This is a genomic window from Pseudomonas sp. GW823-FHT06E10, assembly GCF_058794995.1.
In genome coordinates this window covers 166,570-183,394 of record NZ_JBXAHJ010000005.1, presented here as the reverse complement: position 1 = coordinate 183,394, position 16,825 = coordinate 166,570, and the positions used below count along the sequence as shown (strand labels likewise).

The following is a 16,825-nucleotide window of genomic DNA, read 5'->3' as shown; positions in this document are numbered from 1 at the left end:
CACGGATGATATGGCCTTTCAAGCGCCGGCGTTGCCGCGCGTTCTTCATATTTATTGAGTATTTTCACTGTGGTCAGCCTTTTAGCGACCACCTGGATGGGACGATGACTGCTCTGCGCCTTCCTTTTATTCTTTTGCTCGCCGGCGTTCTTGGCCTGGCGGGTTGCAGCGTTCACCAGCCGGTGTCGTTGTATCAACTGGACGCTGGTAGTCCGGTTCAGCCCGCACAGAACGCGGGTATGGCGGTATTGTTGGGGCCGGTCACCGTGGCCGACTACCTGCAACGCGAAACCCTGTTGCAGCGTCAGCCCGATGGCAGCTTGCAAGCCTCGACCGACGGTCGTTGGGCTGGCAGCCTTTCGTCGGATATCGATCAGCTGCTGCTGCGCCAGGTCGCGGGTCGCCTGGACAGTCAGCGCGTAGTGCTGGCCCCGGCGACATTGGGCTTCACCCCGGATGTTCAGGTACTGCTGACCATCACGCGCCTGGATTCGGGTGAAAAACAACCGGCGATCCTCGACGCGCAATGGCGCCTGATCGACCGTCGCGGGCAGGTCCGCGACAACCGCATCATCCATTTGCAGGAACAGCATGCCGGCACCACGGCGGCTCAGGTCCAGGCACAGGGTGTGTTGTTGCAACGCCTGGCCGAACAACTGTCGGTGGCGCTCAAGCCTTTGGCCAATCAGCCTCCGATCGCCGAAGCCCCACGCAAGCCGGCAGCCAAGGCGGCAGCACCTGCGGTAGAACAGGAAAAGCAGCCGAAGATCCCGATGGCCGCGCCTATTCGTACGGATATGGAAGTGTTCCGCTTCTAAGTGTGGACTGAATCCATACAAAGCCCGCATTGATGCGGGCTTTGTTGTTTTTACAGGTTGGAGATATCTAGCGCCTGTTCTGGCCTCATCGCGAGCAAGCTCGCTCCCACAGGGGATCTTCAGTGAGCACCCCCTTGGGCTAACCCGGATCAAGTGTGGGAGCGAGCTTGCTCGCGATGAGGCCAGAACAGGCAACAAAAAAGCCCGCAGACGATCACTCATCTGCGGGCTTCTTCATATCGAGGTTAAGGCTTAAGCTCGACGCTCATGCATCCGCGCCAGTTGCCGTTCAAGCATCGACGGATACGGCTCCATCAACCGTTCCACGCAGCACGCACCTTCAGGGCTGGCGATCGGGCGGATCCGCGCGCGCTGGCGAATCAACACGTCGTCACTGATCTTGCGCTCCACCAGCAGCAGGTTGCGGCTGTGTTGCGACAGGGCCAGGGCGTCCTGGGCAGGGTCGGTCAGCAGCAAGTCGATCTGGCTCAGGCCAAACAGTTCGTCGCCCAGGGTCAGCCCCAGCTGCAATTGCAGGGTGATGCCACTGTCCGCGACTTCGATCTGCAACTGGTGGCCCAGGGCCCGCAGCAGCTCGCCACAGCAAATGGCGTTGGTCAGGTAATCGTCGCCGCTGTCTTCGGTGTGGAACAGCATCAGCGTGCTGCCATCGTTCAGGGTCTCTACTTCGCCCTGATACAGGGAAGCTGCCTGGTCGAGGCAATCGCGATAGCGCTCGAGCAGTTCTTCAAGACGCGCCCGCGGCAGGCGCCGCAGTTGCTCCTGGGAGCCCAGTTGCACCGCCAGCACCGCGCTGTGTTGCGGTACGCTCGGCGTGGCTTTGCGAATCACCGGTTGAGGGGTGCTGTCCAGCGACTCGTCGCGCAGATCGGCGAACGGGTCTTCGTCATCGTCGTCTTCAACGGTGCTGACGATCTGTCGTGGCGCTGGTTTGAGCGCCGCTACCGGGCGGCTCTCGTCGAAACTCGGATCGCGCAGGTTACGGACTTCGAAGGCCGGGTCGGCCTCGTCATCCATGTCGTCGAACTCCGGTTCCGGTTCTGGCACAGGGGCGGGTTCCGGGGCGAAGTTGGCGTGCAGCTGGCGCGCCAGGTCGCCGATTTCGTCCTGGCGGTCGGTGGCCGGGGTGAACTCATCGATATTGCGCAGCCACACCCGCAATTGCAGCAGCGGCGTGGAGAGATAACGCCCCATGCGCAGGCTCAGGGCCAAGGACAGGGCCAGCAGGATTGCACTCAGAATGCCCATGCTTTGCAGGCTGATGGTCATCGGCTGCTGGAACTGGTCCATGTCCAGGCTGATGCGCAATTGCCCGGCAGTCACGTCCTGGAAGGTGATCTTGCTTTGGTACATGCCCTCGGCTTCGCCCAGCAGGCCATGCTTGGGGCGTTGGCCGGATTCGGCGAGGATGCGGTTGTCCGGGCTGTAGATGGCGGCGTGGGCCACCAGCTTGTTCTTGGTCAGGTTGTTGAGCAGCACGTTGAGGCTGAGGATGTCGTTGGACACCAACAGCTCGGTGGCCGAGGTGGCCGTCTGCGTGGTCAGGCTTTCGCCCAGCGCATCCGCCTGCTCGTGCATGGCCTGCTTGAACTGCAGGCCCATCACACCGGCATAGATGACCAGAGCCAGGGCGACCAGGATCACGTTATGGCTGGCGATGCGCAATGCAATCGGTACACGGCGGTGGCGCAGTGCCCGGAAGATCAGCAGGAAGAAGTTGTCGGTTTTTACTGGCGTGGGCCGGTTCACTTGAGCTCGGCTCTTTTGTCCGTGAAGTTGACGCGCAGTATAGCGACAGGCCCTAGACCGTCAAAGCGCTCACGGTGCCCGATGGTCACTGAAAGTGGGTAGAATGCGGTTTTTTTCCACTTGCGGGGGTGCGCCTTGCGCGAAATCGTCCTGATAAACATCACGGGAGTCGACCGTCCGGGTCTGACTGCGGCCATTACCGGCGTTCTGGCCCAGGGTGGTGTGAACATTCTCGACATCGGTCAGGCGGTGATCCACGACACCTTGTCGTTCGGCATCCTGGTTGAAATTCCCGACACCGAGCAAGGCAAGTCCGTGCTTAAGGACATCTTGTTCAAGGGCTATGAACTCGATCAACAAGTGCGTTTCACGCCGGTGTCCGAACAGGATTACCAGCAGTGGGTCGGCAATCAGGGCAAAAAGCGCCACATTGTGACCCTGTTGACCCGCAAGGTGACAGCCGGGCAGTTGCAGGCCGTGAGCTCGATCACCGCCAAATATGGCCTGAATATTGACCACATCGATCGCCTGTCCGGGCGCATGCCGCTGGACACCCCGGCCGACAAGGGCAAGGGCTGCATCGAGTTTTCCGTGCGTGGCGAGGCGGCTGATCCGCAGGCGCTGCGTGCCGAATTCCTCAGCGTCGCCCAGGAACTGAACGTCGACATCGCCTTCCAGGAAGATTCGCTGTTCCGTCGCAACCGTCGCCTGGCGGTGTTCGACATGGATTCAACGCTGATCGAAGCCGAAGTGATCGATGAGCTGGCCAAGGCGGCTGGCGTCGGCGACAAAGTGTCGGAAATCACCGAGCGGGCAATGGCCGGTGAGCTGGATTTTCGCGCCAGCTTCAAGGAGCGCCTGGCCTTGCTCAAAGGTCTGGACGTCAATGTGCTGGACTCCATCGGTGCCTCGCTGCGCCTGACCGAAGGCGCAGAAACCCTGTTCGCCGAACTCAAGCGCCTGGGCTACAAGACCGCGATTCTGTCGGGCGGCTTCACCTACTTCGCCAAGCAGTTGCAGGCCAAACTGGGTATCGACTACGTGTTCGCCAACGAACTTGAAGTGGTCGACGGCAAAGTCACCGGCGTGGCGGTCGAACCGATTGTCGATGCACAGCGCAAGGCGGATTTGCTGAAGGAACTGGCACACAAGGAAGGCTTGCGCCTGGAGCAGACCATTGCGGTCGGCGATGGTGCGAATGACTTGCCGATGCTGGCGATTGCCGGGTTGGGCGTGGCGTTCCGGGCCAAGCCGCTGGTCAAGCAGTCGGCCAAGCAGGCGATTTCCACCTTGGGGCTGGATGGTGTGCTCTACCTGCTGGGTTTCCGCGATCGCGACGGCCAGCTGTAACACCGCAAAACAACTGTAGGAGCGAGCTCGCTCGCGATGGTCGTCAACGAATACGCGGGCTTTCTGAATGCCCGCGTCGCTCTATGGTTCATCGCGAGCAGGCTCGCTCCTACAGTGGCGGTCTCTATCAGGCCTTCGGTGCGCCCATGCCCTGGCCCATCTGCACCGCTGTACCAGCGGTCATTTCTTCAGCCCACTTCACCTGATCCGGCCCGAACAGCACGACGGCGGTCGAACCCAGTTTGAAGCGACCCAGTTCCGCACCTTTTTCCAGGTGGATCGGCGCGCGTGCGGCTTCGTCGTAACGGAAGGTTTTCAGCTCGCGCTTCGGCGGTGTCACCAGACCGGCCCACACGGTTTCAATCGAAGCCACAATCATCGCACCCACCAGTACCACAGCCATCGGGCCGCGTTCGGTGTCGAAAATGCACGCCACGCGCTCGTTGCGGGCAAACAATTCCGGAACGTTTTCAGCAGTGGTCTGGTTGACCGAGAACAGACGGCCCGGGATGTAGACCATCTCGCGCAGGGTGCCGGCCAGGGGCATGTGCACGCGGTGGTAGTCCTTCGGCGACAGGTAGATGGTCGCGAAGTCGCCACCCATGAACGGCGCAGCGTTTGCCGCATCGCCACCCAACAGTTCCAGCACGCTGAAGCTGTGGCCCTTGGCCTGGAACACGCGGCCGTGCTCGATCGGGCCGAGCTGGCTGATCGCGCCGTCGGCGGGGCTGAGGATCGCGCCCGGGGTTTCGTCCAGCGGACGGGCGCCGTCTTTCAGTGCGCGGGTGAAGAACGCGTTGAAGTGCTCATAGGCGGTCAGGTCTTCGACCAGCGCCTGGGACATGTCCACCTGATAACGCTTGGCGAACCAGGCGGTAAAGGCATTCTTGAACCAGCGCAAGCGGCATTCGGCGATGCAGCCGGCCAGTCGCGAGAGCAAGTTGTGGGGCAGCAGGTACTGGCCGAGGAGAAACAGACGCTTGTTCATTAACGGTCCTTAAAAATCTTAAATTTCTACCGGGGTATCGGGATGATTGCCCCATTCGCCCCAGGAGCCGGCGTAGCCTTTCACCCGCGGATAACCGAGAGCCTTGGCCACCAGATAGGTGAAACCAGAACGATGATGTGTCTGGCAGTGGGTAATCACTTCTTTGTCTTTGCTGATCCCGAGTTGTTCGAGGATCTGCGGCATGTCGGTGCGGATGCGCAGCTGGCGTGCCCGATCCATGCCAGCGGTCCATTCGAAATTGATCGCGCCGGGAATGTGTCCGCCCTTGGCTGCCAGGACTTTCTCGCCGGAGTACTCCAGCGGCCCGCGCGCATCCCAGATTGCCAGGTCGGCGGCGCCGAGACGGCTTTGCAGGTATTCGCGGGTGGCGGTGGGTTCATCGTGCAAGGTCAGTGGAACCGGGCCGCCCACCGGTGGCGGGACCTGGATCGACATGGGCGAACCTTCCGCCAGCCAGGCCGGCAGGCCGCCATCTATATAGTGGTACTTGCTGTGGCCGATGACATCCAGCAGCCAGATGAAGCGTCCGGCCCAACCGCCGCCTTCGTCGTCATACACCACGTAGACCGCATCGGGGTTGTGCCCCAGCTCACCAAACAGCGTTTCGAGTGCTGCCTGCGGGGGCATCAGCCCCGGGGCGGGGGCCTGGCCGAGCTGCGTACGCTTTGGATCGACAAAGCGCGCGCCGGGAATGTGCCCTTCGGTGTAGCGGGCGGCACTGGTCAAGTCCACCAGAATCAGTTCGCGGGCGTCGAGGCGAGGGAGCAAGTCGCTCGGCTCGATCACCAGCGGCAAGCCAGAGAAGTCAGACATGTGAGGTCTCCAGAGCACAAAAGGGAGGATTGTAACGCAGCTTATTGGCCACGGTGGCTAAAGCTGTGCAGGGCTTTCTCGATGCACTGTGCGGTTTTGCCGAAGGCCTGTACGGAAATTTCCGAAAACGGCCCGCCGCCTTGATCCGCCACGACGATCATGATCACCCGGCCATTGTTGATCAGCGAACGCAGCAGCAAGTGTTCACCGCTGAACTGCGAGCGCAGGCTATTGGGCAACATGGCCGAGAATTGCGCGTTGTTGGCAGGCGTCAGGCGCACCTGGGCCTGCTGCGCGAGCAGGCGTTGCAACACGTTGCTCTGGCTGGCCACGAAATTCAACCCGGCCGCTTCCTTCGGCAGGCCAGCCGTCTGGTGCACGCGCAGGTTGGCGTGGGTGCGGTCGGCCATCAGGATCATCACCCGGCGCATGCCGCAGGCCACGAGGGCGTCCCGGGCGGCGATGGTCAAGTGCATGGCGTTGGTGAAACGGCTCGGCTCGACCAGCAACTCGGCGCATTGCTTGCGCCACTTCGCCAGGTCTTCGGCGGTAGGTGCCGCTGCCGGCAGCAAGCCTGCGTGGACACGGTTCATGCCCCACGGCCAGATCAGCGACTCGGCGGGGTGCCAGAGGTCGGGCATGGCGTGTTGGCGTGCACTGTTGGCGGCTTGCTGGTGCAATTGCTGCTGCAGTTCGTCCATCGGCATTTGCAGGTAAAGGCTGGTCAGGTACTGCCAGCGCTCGCTGTGGGGGCTGTCCCAGGCGTGTTGCGCCGACAGCGCCAGCCCATTGGCCAGCAGCACTGTATTGGCCGGTTGATTGAGCCAGCGGCGCAGGGTCGGATCGTCATCGAGGCGATTCTGCTGGCGCAGTGGATGGTCGCTGTCACGGGCGATGCGCAGGACTTTCACCAGTTCCCGCTGCTCGGTGAGCAGCAATCGATAGCCTTGCTGCACCCAGATCGGCAAGCGCCAGACCTCCACCAGCGCCTGGCCGATATCCAGCAGGCGTACGCCAAACAGTTGCTGCTCGACTTTGCGTGCCGACTCGCCTTTATGGATGACCCGCAGCTCCCAGTCTTCGAGCAGTTTCGGATGGGTCAGTGCCAGCGGCCACAGGGGCGAAAGAAACAGCAGGCTGCCCCAGTGGATGTCCTGCCACAGGCGCGCCAGGCGACTGGCAAAAAAACCGTTGGCCTGTTGCGTGGCGTGCTGGCTGATCATCTGCAACTGACGCAGGGCTTTGGGAATCTCGAGCTCGGGTTCGGCGGGTAGCCGCGCGAGCAGTTCTTCGGTGCGCGTCAAACCGAGGCGGTTGATTGCAATTTCAAGGTTTTCCGCAGGCTCGGTCATGCTGCCATGGGTATGCCGGTTGGCTTCGCGAATCACGCTCAAGGCCAGGGCCGGGCTGCCTTGCATGAGGTCGGCGATGTCGCGCAGCGAGCTGCGATTGTCGCGGATGGCTTTGCAGACACGGTCATGGCTGGCTTGCGGGACGGGAAGACGTACGCCATCGAGCAGCTTGACCCAGCCTTCGAGGGTCGTTGGTTTTGGCGTTGGAACGTTCGTTTCGTTAACCATGGTGGGAGGCGATCATCGTCAACATTACCTGTGCCCGGATGGGGTCAAATTAGCTTTTCGCCTGAACGGGCTATAGTCTGGCGCAGTTTTGCCGATAAGTAGAAGAAGAGATTTTTTAACTTCCGAATATGACCTTGAACCCGACTCAGTAAGTGCTCTCCTAACCTATGGCTAAAATTATCGGCATCATCGTCGTATTCGCGAGCGTGCTCGGCGGATACGTGCTTTCCCACGGCAAGATTGCCGCCCTGATACAACCTTTCGAGGTCATGATCATTGGCGGTGCTGCCCTCGGCGCCTTCTTGCAGGCCAACCCCGGCTACATGACGATGCACGTGCTCAAGAAGTCCCTGAGCATGTTCAGTTCACGTTTCAACCACGCCTTCTACCTTGAAGTGCTGGGCCTGATCTACGAGATCCTCAACAAGAGCCGCCGCGAAGGCATGATGGCCATCGAAGGCGACATCGAAGATGCCGCTGCGAGTCCGATCTTCGCGAAGTACCCGACGGTACTCAAGGACGAGCGCATGACCGCGTTCATCTGCGATTACCTGCGCATCATGTCTTCCGGCAACATGGCGCCGCACGAGCTGGAAGGCCTGTTCGACATGGAATTGTTCAGCCTCAAGGAAGACCTGGAGCATCCGTCCCACGCGGTGAACGGCATCGCCGACGCCATGCCCGGTTTCGGTATCGTCGCGGCGGTACTGGGTATCGTGGTGACCATGGCTTCGCTGGGTGAAGGCGACCAGAAGTCCATCGGCCTGCACGTAGGTGCGGCACTGGTGGGTACCTTCTTCGGTATTCTCGCCGCCTACGGCTTCTTCGGCCCGCTGGCCCATTCCCTGGCCCATGATGCCAAGGAAGAGCTGAACGTCTACGAAGCCATCAAGGCCTCGCTGGTGGCTTCGGCTTCCGGCATGCCGCCATCGCTGGCCGTGGAGTTCGGGCGCAAGGTCCTGTATCCGGCGCATCGTCCAAGCTTCGCCGAGCTGGAACAAGCGGTTCGCGGTCGTTAAGCCATGGAAAATAACCAGCCGATAATCATCAAGCGCGTCAAGCGCATCGCCGGCGGGCATCACGGGGGCGCGTGGAAAATCGCCTTCGCCGACTTCGCCACGGCGATGATGGCGTTCTTCCTGGTGTTGTGGCTGCTGTCCACCGCCACGCCGGAACAGAAAATTGCCATCGCCGGTTACTTCAAGGATCCGATCGGCTTTTCCGAAAGTGGCACGCCCTACATCATCGATCTGGGCGGCACGCCGACCCTGGCACCGGAAAACACTCTCAACCCCGAGGTGAAGTCCCAGCCGCAGCCGGACAAGGTCACCATCGATACCGATCAGGTCGAAGGCATGGCCGAGCAGGTCGAAAAAGAGCGCCTCGAGCTGTTGCTGCAAGAACTGCAGAACAAGGTCGAAGAAAACCCGCAGATGCAGAAGTTCAAGGATCAGATCCTGTTCGAAATCACGCCGGACGGCCTGCGAATCCAGATCATGGACGCGGAAAACCGCCCGATGTTCGATTCAGGTTCAGCACGCTTGAAGCCGTATTTCGAAGACATCCTGCTGGCCATGGCCGACACCATCAAGGCGGTGCCGAACAAGATCAGTATCAGCGGCCACACCGATGCCAAGCCATACACCGGCACCGGTGATTTCGGTAACTGGGAATTGTCTGCCAACCGTGCCAACGCCGCACGGCGTGCGCTGGTGGCGGGCAGCTATCCGGATGCGCAGGTGGCGCGCGTGGTCGGTTATGCCTCGTCGGCCCTGTTCGATCGCGAGCATCCGTTCAACCCGGTGAACCGCCGTATCGACATCGTGGTGCTGACCAAGAAAGCACAGCGTGCCATCGAAGGTTCGCAAGGTGCTGAACCTGCTCCTGATGCACCGCAAGGTTCGACTGCGCCGGGAGCCACACCGGCTGCACCGGTCGACCCGAACGCGTTGCCGGCGGACAAGGAACCGCTGCCGGCGCACGAACTGCGCGAGCGTCTGAATCTGTTCGATGATCCGGCACCGAAGCCGGGTGAGCCGGCCAAACCGGCTGAACCGCCCAAGCAGTGACCGACAAAAAAGCCGACAGCGATGTCGGCTTTTTTGTGCATGCAAGAATGAGTTCAGATCCGCTGCATTGCGAAAAAACTCAAGGCATGAGGTCTGGTCCGAGAATTGTGTAGGACGGGTCTGAGACCCGAAAACCGGGTTTTACTTCGCTTGGGGCCTCGGTACAGTTCGCCAGTCGCCGACGAATCGGTGACGGACCTTAGCCGGTCGTTTGAGAGGAATGCACGAGCGCCCGTATAATCGCGGCGCGTTTTGCTGCCTGACATATGTCTATGGTGGCTGTGCGTGGGACACCTTCGGGTGTGCCGGGTTCCTCTGACCGGTCGGCTAACCCGCGTACAGCTGCCACCCCATTCGATTAGCCGCGAAAAGGGTGGGAGTTTCATCTTTCAGACGGAATTCAAGCCATGTCCCAATTCCACCCGCTTCAAAGCAACTTCAGCGTCGGGAGCACGCTGTACATCGACACTGAAGCTCGAGCTTCCGATCTTCTCGAAACCGCCATTCACCGAATCAAAGCTGCGCGCAATCTGCTCAACAGCATCACCTGCCTGTGCGTGAAAGATGCTGAGGGTCACGATTTGGAACATTTCGCCAATGCTGCACACATACTGATACAGGAGGGCTGTGACGCATTGGATGCGCTGGGCTGGAAGCTGGAAAAGACCGCACGCTGAAAATAGGAAAGCCGTAATGTTCGCGGTTTTTTTGTCACACATTTGAGGCTATGCGGTCGTAAAGCTTTCGAGATCGACGTCCTCTGACTGCCCCGGGATTTACCATGGACAATCAATCACTACCACTGCTGCAACAGCGTTTCGACGCGCTGGTACATCGCGTGCCTGATGAAAGCATCGAATTCTGGTTCGCCCGCGAGTTGCAAGCTCCCTTGGGTTACGCGCGCTGGGATAATTTTTTGACCGCCATCAGGCGTGCTATAGCCTCCTGTGAAGCTACTGGAGTGGAGGCTTCTGATCATTTTCGTGACGTCACGAAAATGATCGAGGTGGGCAAAGGTGGTCAGCGTCCTGTCGAAGATTTCATGCTCACTCGTTATGCCTGTTACTTGATTGCCCAAAATGGTGACCCGCGTAAACAAGCGATCGCATTTGCTCAGAGTTACTTCGCGCTCCAAACGCGCAAGCAAGAGTTGATCGAGGACCGAATGCGCTTACAAGCCCGCTTCGAGGCTCGAGATCGGTTGCGTGAGTCGGAGAAAGAGCTATCGCAGAACATTTACGAACGTGGTGTAGATGATGAAGGATTTGCCCGTATACGCTCCCGAGGAGATGCAGCATTGTTCGGCGGCAAGACCACGCAGGCGATGAAGGACACGTATGGCATTGTTAAGAGCCGCCCATTGGCTGATTTTTTACCGACGCTGACTATTGCTGCCAAAAATCTGGCTAATGAGATAACTAATCACAACGTGCTACAGGTGAACTTGCAAGGCGAGCCGGCCATTGCCAAGGAGCATGTCCAGAATAATTTGAGCGTCCGAGACATGTTGGAGCAGCGCGGCATCAAGCCCGAGGAGCTTCCCGCTGAAGAGGACATAAGAAAGCTTGAACGTCGCGTGAAATCCGAAGAGAAAAATCTTGCGAAACAGGCGACCAAGCTTCCGGCAGATGATTCAACCGATGGTTGAGTTTGAGTCTTACTAGACTATCTGAACTGGCAATAGTGAATCGATTACCTCGGGTGTCGATTGATTGGTCAGCATGACCCACAAAAAAGCCGACAGCGATGTCGGCTTTTTTGTGGGTGTTTCCTACGTTAAAAGCCGCGGATGATTCGGGACTTGAGGTCGGCGTGAAAGCGATCCGCATTGGATTTGTTAACTCTGCGCACCGACTCGCTACCGGTCACCGAATCCAGTGACATCGAGCGCTTGAGCATCGACTCGTTGCGATAGGCATCGATGAAGAACTCGATGTCCCGGTCGCTGGTCAGCTTCGGCCATTTGTCGAGGTACAGCGGCAGTTCTGTCGGGCCGGTCTTGAACGAGCAGATGCGCCGGTTGGTGATGGTCGCTTCGCCGATTTCGAACGGCACCCACCAGGACAGTGCGGTTTTCTCCGACACCACTGCCAGCAGGTGTGTGCATTCGCTGATGTTGCGGGTGATCACCCCGGTGATGTCGTCGGTGGTCTGGGATTCGGCATCCAGTACGTCGAGGTAGGTCTTGATGTTGGCCTGCATCAGGCGCGTGTTGATGTTGATCGCGTGGGCGCGGTCCATGTGGCGGTAGCTGATAAACACTGGCATCAGAAATGTCCCTTGATCGCGAGTTCGCGGTAATAGGCGCCGAGGGCGGTGAGGCGGCAGCCGGTGGAGTGGATGGCGGCGTAATACATGTGTTCGGCGTCCACCGGTTCGACCAGGCTGTGGCGGTTGCACTTTTGCAACTGGGCGAAGACCTCGCCCTGTTCCGGGTTGAACTCGGGCTCGGTGGGCTCAAAGCTGGGGGCGAGGGGGTACACCGACTCGGCTTCGGCAAACCATTCGGGGAGTTTGCGCAGGATTTCCTTGGGGATCAGCGGGGACACTTCGCGCAGGGAAATGAACTGCGAGACATTGGTCTTGAACACCGGACGCTGTTCCCAGGCATCAAGGGCATTGTCGACAAACGAATAGAGGCTGCCGGGGGTGATCTTGCCCAGGATGTTCGCGGCTCCGCCGTGCAGGGCCTGGAGCAGCAATCCGGTGAACACGCCGTGCTGCATGCCCTCCATCGCCGGCTCTTCCTTTTTACAGGCGGTCAGAATGGTCATGCCTTCGCCGACCACGCTGCCTTCGCTGCGCAAGGCGCGCAGTTCGCCGGCCGAGCCGCTCTGGCAACAATCGAGAATGATCACTTTGTTTTTGATCTTGGTGGCCTTGCTCGCCCAGTTGAGGATGTCGCTGAGGCGAATCCCGTCCTTGGCGCTCTTGTAATCCTGCGGGATCAACATGCCTTCGTCGGTGTCGGTGTCGAAGCTGCCGTGGCCGGCGAAGTACAGCAGCGCGACGTTGCAGTCACCGGAAAACAGCTCGCGGATCTGGTCTTCGAGTTTTTCCCTGCTCAGGAAGTCCTCGGCGGAAGTCAGCACGATGTTCTTGAAGTTCGGATCGCCATTGGCGTCGGTTTTCAGCACGGAGGCCATGGCCATGGCGTCATTGCTGCAACCGCTCAGGCGCGACACATGGGTGTAGTCGTTGATGCCGATAAACAGTCCCTTGCGCATGGTTACACCGCCGTATGCTGGCGAATCGCGCTGATGATGCTGTTGGTGTTCCACGCACATTCGGCATGTGCCGCGTCACGTACCACCGTGGAAATGCGCTCGGCACCGAACGGCTTGATCGCAATGATCACCTTGCCCATGCGCTTGGCGATTTCGATTTCCTTGTTGATCCACTTGCTGTAGGTGGAGTACATCCCGGCCATGATCAATACCGCCGAACACGGGCGAATCTTGTTTTCGATGGCCTCCTCAAGTTGTTTGTCGGTTTTCGCGCCGACAATCGGGTTGTCCGGTGGAACCGAAAAATTCTTGTACGTGAAACCAGGCTTGGCGTTGAGCAGGCGCACGAGATTGTCGTGGGCGTCGGAGTAGTTCCACGAGTGGCTGATGAACAGGTGGTAGGTTTGCATAGGTGTCCCTCGGAGTCGCTGGAGTGCGAAGAGGGCTAGAACTTAGGCGAATACAGGGCGGCTACAAGGGGGTGGTGCGGAAAGAGAAATGCCCTACAAGCGAGCGTGCACAGGTCTTACAGAAAGGTCTGATGTTTAAGCGGGGGGAAGATCCAGCCGCCGGCCACCCCGCTGAAGGCAGGGTGGTCGACACGTCTGTTTAGTAGCCGTTTTCCGGCAGACTGGCGATGATCGAGCGGTAGCTGTTCATCCGCTGTTGCTGCACGCGGCCGTCTTCAAGGGCCTTGAGCAGGGCGCAACCGGGTTCGCGGTCATGCTTGCAATCACGGAAACGGCAGGTGCCAAGCAGGTCGTTGAACTCGATGAAGCCGGCTTCGACGTCGGCACGGCTGACGTGGCCCAGGCCGAATTCGCGGATACCCGGGGAGTCGATCAACTCACCGCCACCGGGGAAGTGGAACAACCGCGCGGTAGTGGTGGTGTGGGTGCCCTGGCCGGACAGTTCGGACAACGGGCCGACGCGGGTTTCGACATCCGGCAGCAGGCTGTTGACCAGCGACGACTTGCCGACACCGGACTGGCCGACGAATACGCTGATGCGTCCGTCCAGCTGTGTCTGCAATTGCTCCATGCCGTTGCCGTGGTGCGCCGACACTTCCAGCACCGGATAGCCGAGGGTGCGGTATACGGCGAGCAAGGCATTCAGTGCGGGAGCGTTGTTTTCGTCGATCAGGTCGAATTTGTTCAGCAGCAACAGTGGCTTGATGCCTGCATGCTCGGCCGCCACCAGGTAGCGGTCGATCAGGTTGGCATGGGGCTCGGGCAGCGGTGCAAACACGATGACGATCATGTCGACGTTGGCCGCAACCGGCTTGAGCTGACCACGGCTGTCCGGGCGACACAGCTCGGTGTTGCGCGGCAGTTGCGCCACGATCACGCCGATACCCTGGTTGCCGGCACGCCAGACCACCTGATCGCCGGTCACCAGCGCTGGCAGGTTGGCGCGCAGGTGGCAACGGAATACCTGGCCGGCCAGTTCGCCGTCGCGGGCCTCGACCTCGACCTGCACACCGAAGTGCGCGATCACCAGGCCGTGCTGTTCCGGGCCCAGATCACCGCCCTCAAGTGCCTCGACGGCCGAGGACTCGCGTTTGGCGGCGCGGGCAGCGCGTTCGCCCTGAATCTTTTCGATGCGCCAGTTTTGACGACGATTGAGTTGGCGTTTGGCCATGGGTGTTCCGTATCAAGAATGCAGCGATTAGGTAAAACGGCCGCGAGTTTAGCACGCCCGGCCACCGGCCTAGGCTAAACTGCGCAGCATTGCCTAGGAGCCGACACATGCAAAACCCACAGAACCTGATCTGGATCGACCTGGAAATGACCGGTCTGAACCCGGACACCGACGTCATCATCGAAATGGCCACCATCGTCACCGACAGTGACCTGAACACCCTGGCCGAAGGCCCGGTGATCGCCATTCACCACAGCGACGAAATCCTTGCCGGCATGGACGAGTGGAACACCCGTCAGCATGGCGGTTCCGGGCTGACCCAACGGGTTCGCGACAGCCGCATCAGCATGGCCGAAGCCGAAGCCGAAACCATCGCCTTCCTGGAAAAGTGGGTGCCGAAGGGCAAGTCGCCGATCTGCGGCAACAGCATCTGCCAGGACCGTCGCTTCCTTTATACCCACATGAAATCCCTGGAAAGCTTCTTCCACTACCGCAACCTCGACGTGTCGACCCTCAAAGAGCTGGCTGCGCGCTGGGCACCGGATGTGCGTGACAGCTTCAAGAAGGGCAGCACGCACCTGGCCCTGGACGACATCCGCGAATCGATCGCTGAGCTGCAGCACTACCGCAAGCATTTCATCAAGTTCTGATTCACGGTCGTCCGTTCCGGCCCCATCGCGAGCAAACTCGCTCCCACAGGTGCAACGTTGCACCTGTGGGAGCGAGCTTGCTCGCGATGGCGTCAGTTCAGTCACCTTGGATGGTTGGAGCGAATCTCAGGCGCCCTCTTTTGGTGCCAGGGTGAACTGAGTAGACTGCGCGCCTTTCTGCAAGGATCGCCCCTATGCTGCTGATGCTCTACCTGATCGCCATCACCACCGAAGCCATGACTGGCGCCCTCTCTGCCGGCCGACGAGGCATGGACTGGTTTGGTGTGGTGCTGATCGCTTGCGTCACGGCGCTGGGTGGCGGGTCGGTGCGCGATGTGCTGCTCGGGCATTACCCTCTGACGTGGGTCAAACACCCGGAATATCTGGTGCTGACCACGGCAGCCGCGATGATCACAGTGTTCACGGCCCGCTGGATGCGGCATTTGCGCTCACTGTTCCTGGTGCTCGACGCCATGGGCCTGGTGGCGTTCACCCTGATCGGCTGCATCACCGCCCTGGAAATGGGCCATGGCATGTTGGTCGCCTCCGTTAGCGGCGTGATCACCGGCGTCTTCGGCGGCATCCTGCGGGACATTTTCTGCAACGATATTCCGCTGATCTTCCGACGTGAGCTTTATGCCAGCGTTTCGTTCGCCGCGGCGTGGTGCTACATGCTCTGCATCTATCTGCAATTACCCGATGAACAATCGATTCTGATCACCTTGTTCGGCGGTTTTCTGCTGCGCTTGCTGGCGATCCGTTTTCATTGGGAAATGCCCAAGTTCGTCTATAACGACGAAGCCTGACGTTCGGCGTGTTGCCGCAACGCCCACGCGACATGTTCACGTACCAGTTCCGAAGGATGTTCCCGTCGCGCCTTCAGCGCCTCCAGCACCGGGATCGTTGAAGGCGCATTGCCCAGGCCCACCGCCAGGTTGCGCAACCAGTTTTCATAGCCCGTCCGGCGCAGCGGCGAGCCTTCGGTGCTGCTCAGGAATTTCTCTTCATCCCACATGAACAGTTCCGCCAGCCCGGCGTTGTCCAGATTGTGCCGCGGCTTGAAGTCGCTTTCACCGGAGGGGCGGGCGAAGCGGTTCCACGGGCAGACAATCTGGCAGTCATCGCAACCGAACACCCGGTTGCCGATCAGTGGCCGCAGGTCTTCAGGGATCGCGCCTTTGAGTTCGATGGTCAGGTAGGAAATGCAGCGTCGGGCATCCAGCACATAGGGGCCGACGAAGGCGTTGGTCGGGCAGATGTCGAGGCAGGCACTGCAGCGCCCGCAGTGTTCGGTGGCATGGGGCGGGTCGACCGGCAGCGGCAGGTCGACGAACAGTTCGGCGAGAAAAAAGTAACTGCCGGCCTTGCGGTTCAAGACCAGGGTATTTTTGCCGATCCATCCAAGCCCCGCCTGTTCGGCGATGGCTTTTTCCAGCACCGGGGCACTGTCGACGAAGGCGCGGTAGCCAAACGGGCCGATCTGCGCCTGAATTTTTTCCGCCAGTTGTTGCACGCGTTTGCGGATCAGCTTGTGGTAATCGCGACCCAGGGCATAACGCGAGACGTAGGCTTTTTCCGGTTGGGCGAGCATTTTTGCCATCTGCGTGTCGCCGGACAAGTAATCCATGCGCAGGGACACCACGCGCAAAGTGCCCGGCACCAGCTCTTCGGGGTGCGAGCGTTTGCTGCCGTGGGCGCCCATGTAATCCATTTCGCCGTGGTAGCCGGCTTCGAGCCAGCGCTCCAGGTGCTGCTCATGCTCGGCCAGGTCGAGGCCGCTGATGCCGACTTGCTGAAAGCCCAGCTCGCGGCCCCAGTCCTTGATGGATTGGGCGAGGGCGGGCAGATCTGTGGTAATAGCGGGCATGAGACGAGAGAAACCGGGGCTGAGATGCGTA

The 16,825-nt window shown here is 60.1% G+C and carries 17 protein-coding genes; 8 read left to right on the top strand and 9 right to left on the bottom strand.

What is annotated here, in order from left to right:
• Positions 1-104: 104 nt before the first annotated feature.
• A complete protein-coding gene (locus AC1Q6Y_RS10525) occupies positions 105-818 on the top strand; it encodes a PqiC family protein (protein ID WP_102669292.1) in 714 nt (237 codons plus the stop codon).
• 252 nt (positions 819-1,070) lie between these two features.
• Here the strand turns inward: AC1Q6Y_RS10525 and AC1Q6Y_RS10520 are convergent, their stop codons facing one another.
• The gene (locus AC1Q6Y_RS10520) at positions 1,071-2,588 is read right to left on the bottom strand and encodes an AhpA/YtjB family protein (protein ID WP_154910352.1); all 1,518 of its coding nucleotides are present in this window, start codon (positions 2,586-2,588) and stop codon (positions 1,071-1,073) included.
• Positions 2,589-2,723: 135 nt separating this feature from the next.
• Here AC1Q6Y_RS10520 and serB point away from each other — a divergent pair, with 135 nt between their 5' ends.
• Complete coding sequence (gene serB, locus AC1Q6Y_RS10515; protein WP_057395688.1) at positions 2,724-3,938, top strand: phosphoserine phosphatase SerB; 1,215 nt, start codon at positions 2,724-2,726, stop codon at positions 3,936-3,938.
• Between the two features lie 127 nt (positions 3,939-4,065).
• Here serB and asd read toward each other — a convergent pair whose 3' ends face one another.
• The 3 genes from asd to AC1Q6Y_RS10500 are packed head-to-tail and all read right to left on the bottom strand — an operon-like array spanning position 4,066 to position 7,340.
• A complete protein-coding gene (gene asd, locus AC1Q6Y_RS10510) occupies positions 4,066-4,926 on the bottom strand; it encodes an archaetidylserine decarboxylase (RefSeq protein WP_492624519.1) in 861 nt (286 codons plus the stop codon).
• An 18-nt stretch (positions 4,927-4,944) separates the two neighbouring features.
• Positions 4,945-5,760 carry a thiosulfate sulfurtransferase gene (rhdA, locus tag AC1Q6Y_RS10505; RefSeq protein ID WP_057712254.1) on the bottom strand — a complete coding sequence of 272 codons (816 nt, stop codon included), beginning with the start codon at positions 5,758-5,760 and terminating at the stop codon, positions 4,945-4,947.
• Between the two features lie 41 nt (positions 5,761-5,801).
• Positions 5,802-7,340 (bottom strand): HDOD domain-containing protein, encoded by a 1,539-nt coding sequence (locus tag AC1Q6Y_RS10500; protein ID WP_492624518.1) that lies wholly within the window; start codon positions 7,338-7,340, stop codon positions 5,802-5,804.
• A 167-nt stretch (positions 7,341-7,507) separates the two neighbouring features.
• Between AC1Q6Y_RS10500 and motA the strand changes: the two genes are divergently transcribed.
• From motA to dinD, 4 genes are all read left to right on the top strand, one after another.
• The gene (gene motA, locus AC1Q6Y_RS10495; protein WP_015093220.1) at positions 7,508-8,359 is read left to right on the top strand and encodes a flagellar motor stator protein MotA; all 852 of its coding nucleotides are present in this window, start codon (positions 7,508-7,510) and stop codon (positions 8,357-8,359) included.
• A gap of 3 nt (positions 8,360-8,362) precedes the next feature.
• Positions 8,363-9,409, top strand: a complete 1,047-nt coding sequence (motB, locus tag AC1Q6Y_RS10490) for a flagellar motor protein MotB (protein ID WP_223501874.1) — start codon at positions 8,363-8,365, stop codon at positions 9,407-9,409.
• Positions 9,410-9,816: 407 nt separating this feature from the next.
• On the top strand, positions 9,817-10,086 hold the full coding sequence (locus tag AC1Q6Y_RS10485) for a hypothetical protein (RefSeq protein WP_492624517.1): 270 nt from the start codon (positions 9,817-9,819) through the stop codon (positions 10,084-10,086).
• 104 nt (positions 10,087-10,190) lie between these two features.
• Complete coding sequence (gene dinD / locus AC1Q6Y_RS10480; protein ID WP_223501876.1) at positions 10,191-11,057, top strand: DNA damage-inducible protein D; 867 nt, start codon at positions 10,191-10,193, stop codon at positions 11,055-11,057.
• 128 nt (positions 11,058-11,185) lie between these two features.
• Here dinD and AC1Q6Y_RS10475 read toward each other — a convergent pair whose 3' ends face one another.
• From AC1Q6Y_RS10475 to rsgA, 4 genes are all read right to left on the bottom strand, one after another.
• Positions 11,186-11,677 carry a toll/interleukin-1 receptor domain-containing protein gene (locus AC1Q6Y_RS10475; protein ID WP_057712251.1) on the bottom strand — a complete coding sequence of 164 codons (492 nt, stop codon included), beginning with the start codon at positions 11,675-11,677 and terminating at the stop codon, positions 11,186-11,188.
• On the bottom strand, positions 11,677-12,636 hold the full coding sequence (locus tag AC1Q6Y_RS10470) for a caspase family protein (RefSeq protein ID WP_057712250.1): 960 nt from the start codon (positions 12,634-12,636) through the stop codon (positions 11,677-11,679). Before AC1Q6Y_RS10470 ends, AC1Q6Y_RS10475 begins: the two co-directional genes overlap by 1 nt.
• 2 nt (positions 12,637-12,638) lie before the next feature.
• Positions 12,639-13,046, bottom strand: a complete 408-nt coding sequence (locus tag AC1Q6Y_RS10465; protein WP_057712249.1) for a TIR domain-containing protein — start codon at positions 13,044-13,046, stop codon at positions 12,639-12,641.
• 199 nt (positions 13,047-13,245) lie between these two features.
• Positions 13,246-14,277 carry a small ribosomal subunit biogenesis GTPase RsgA gene (gene rsgA / locus AC1Q6Y_RS10460; protein WP_007978809.1) on the bottom strand — a complete coding sequence of 344 codons (1,032 nt, stop codon included), beginning with the start codon at positions 14,275-14,277 and terminating at the stop codon, positions 13,246-13,248.
• 107 nt (positions 14,278-14,384) lie between these two features.
• On the opposite strand from rsgA, the gene orn reads away from it, so the two are divergent.
• On the top strand, positions 14,385-14,927 hold the full coding sequence (orn, locus tag AC1Q6Y_RS10455) for an oligoribonuclease (RefSeq protein WP_008035288.1): 543 nt from the start codon (positions 14,385-14,387) through the stop codon (positions 14,925-14,927).
• Positions 14,928-15,121: 194 nt separating this feature from the next.
• A complete protein-coding gene (locus AC1Q6Y_RS10450) occupies positions 15,122-15,733 on the top strand; it encodes a trimeric intracellular cation channel family protein (protein ID WP_057712247.1) in 612 nt (203 codons plus the stop codon).
• Here AC1Q6Y_RS10450 and queG read toward each other — a convergent pair.
• Positions 15,715-16,794: a tRNA epoxyqueuosine(34) reductase QueG gene (queG, locus tag AC1Q6Y_RS10445; protein WP_057712246.1), complete on the bottom strand. Its 1,080-nt coding sequence runs from the start codon at positions 16,792-16,794 to the stop codon at positions 15,715-15,717. The two genes, AC1Q6Y_RS10450 and queG, sit on opposite strands and share 19 nt — an antisense overlap.
• Positions 16,795-16,825: the final 31 nt, after the last annotated feature.

Bases quoted from the DNA above. Each gene is read 5' to 3' on its own strand.
- AC1Q6Y_RS10525 (WP_102669292.1), top strand. From the start codon at position 105: ATGACTGCTCTGCGCCTTCCTTTTATTCTTTTGCTCGCCGGCGTTCTT.
- asd (WP_492624519.1), bottom strand. From the start codon at position 4,926: ATGAACAAGCGTCTGTTTCTCCTCGGCCAGTACCTGCTGCCCCACAAC.
- rhdA (WP_057712254.1), bottom strand. From the start codon at position 5,760: ATGTCTGACTTCTCTGGCTTGCCGCTGGTGATCGAGCCGAGCGACTTG.
- AC1Q6Y_RS10500 (WP_492624518.1), bottom strand. From the start codon at position 7,340: ATGGTTAACGAAACGAACGTTCCAACGCCAAAACCAACGACCCTCGAA.
- motA (WP_015093220.1), top strand. From the start codon at position 7,508: ATGGCTAAAATTATCGGCATCATCGTCGTATTCGCGAGCGTGCTCGGC.
- motB (WP_223501874.1), top strand. From the start codon at position 8,363: ATGGAAAATAACCAGCCGATAATCATCAAGCGCGTCAAGCGCATCGCC.
- AC1Q6Y_RS10485 (WP_492624517.1), top strand. From the start codon at position 9,817: ATGTCCCAATTCCACCCGCTTCAAAGCAACTTCAGCGTCGGGAGCACG.
- dinD (WP_223501876.1), top strand. From the start codon at position 10,191: ATGGACAATCAATCACTACCACTGCTGCAACAGCGTTTCGACGCGCTG.
- AC1Q6Y_RS10475 (WP_057712251.1), bottom strand. From the start codon at position 11,677: ATGCCAGTGTTTATCAGCTACCGCCACATGGACCGCGCCCACGCGATC.
- AC1Q6Y_RS10470 (WP_057712250.1), bottom strand. From the start codon at position 12,636: ATGCGCAAGGGACTGTTTATCGGCATCAACGACTACACCCATGTGTCG.
- AC1Q6Y_RS10465 (WP_057712249.1), bottom strand. From the start codon at position 13,046: ATGCAAACCTACCACCTGTTCATCAGCCACTCGTGGAACTACTCCGAC.
- rsgA (WP_007978809.1), bottom strand. From the start codon at position 14,277: ATGGCCAAACGCCAACTCAATCGTCGTCAAAACTGGCGCATCGAAAAG.
- orn (WP_008035288.1), top strand. From the start codon at position 14,385: ATGCAAAACCCACAGAACCTGATCTGGATCGACCTGGAAATGACCGGT.
- AC1Q6Y_RS10450 (WP_057712247.1), top strand. From the start codon at position 15,122: ATGCTGCTGATGCTCTACCTGATCGCCATCACCACCGAAGCCATGACT.
- queG (WP_057712246.1), bottom strand. From the start codon at position 16,794: ATGCCCGCTATTACCACAGATCTGCCCGCCCTCGCCCAATCCATCAAG.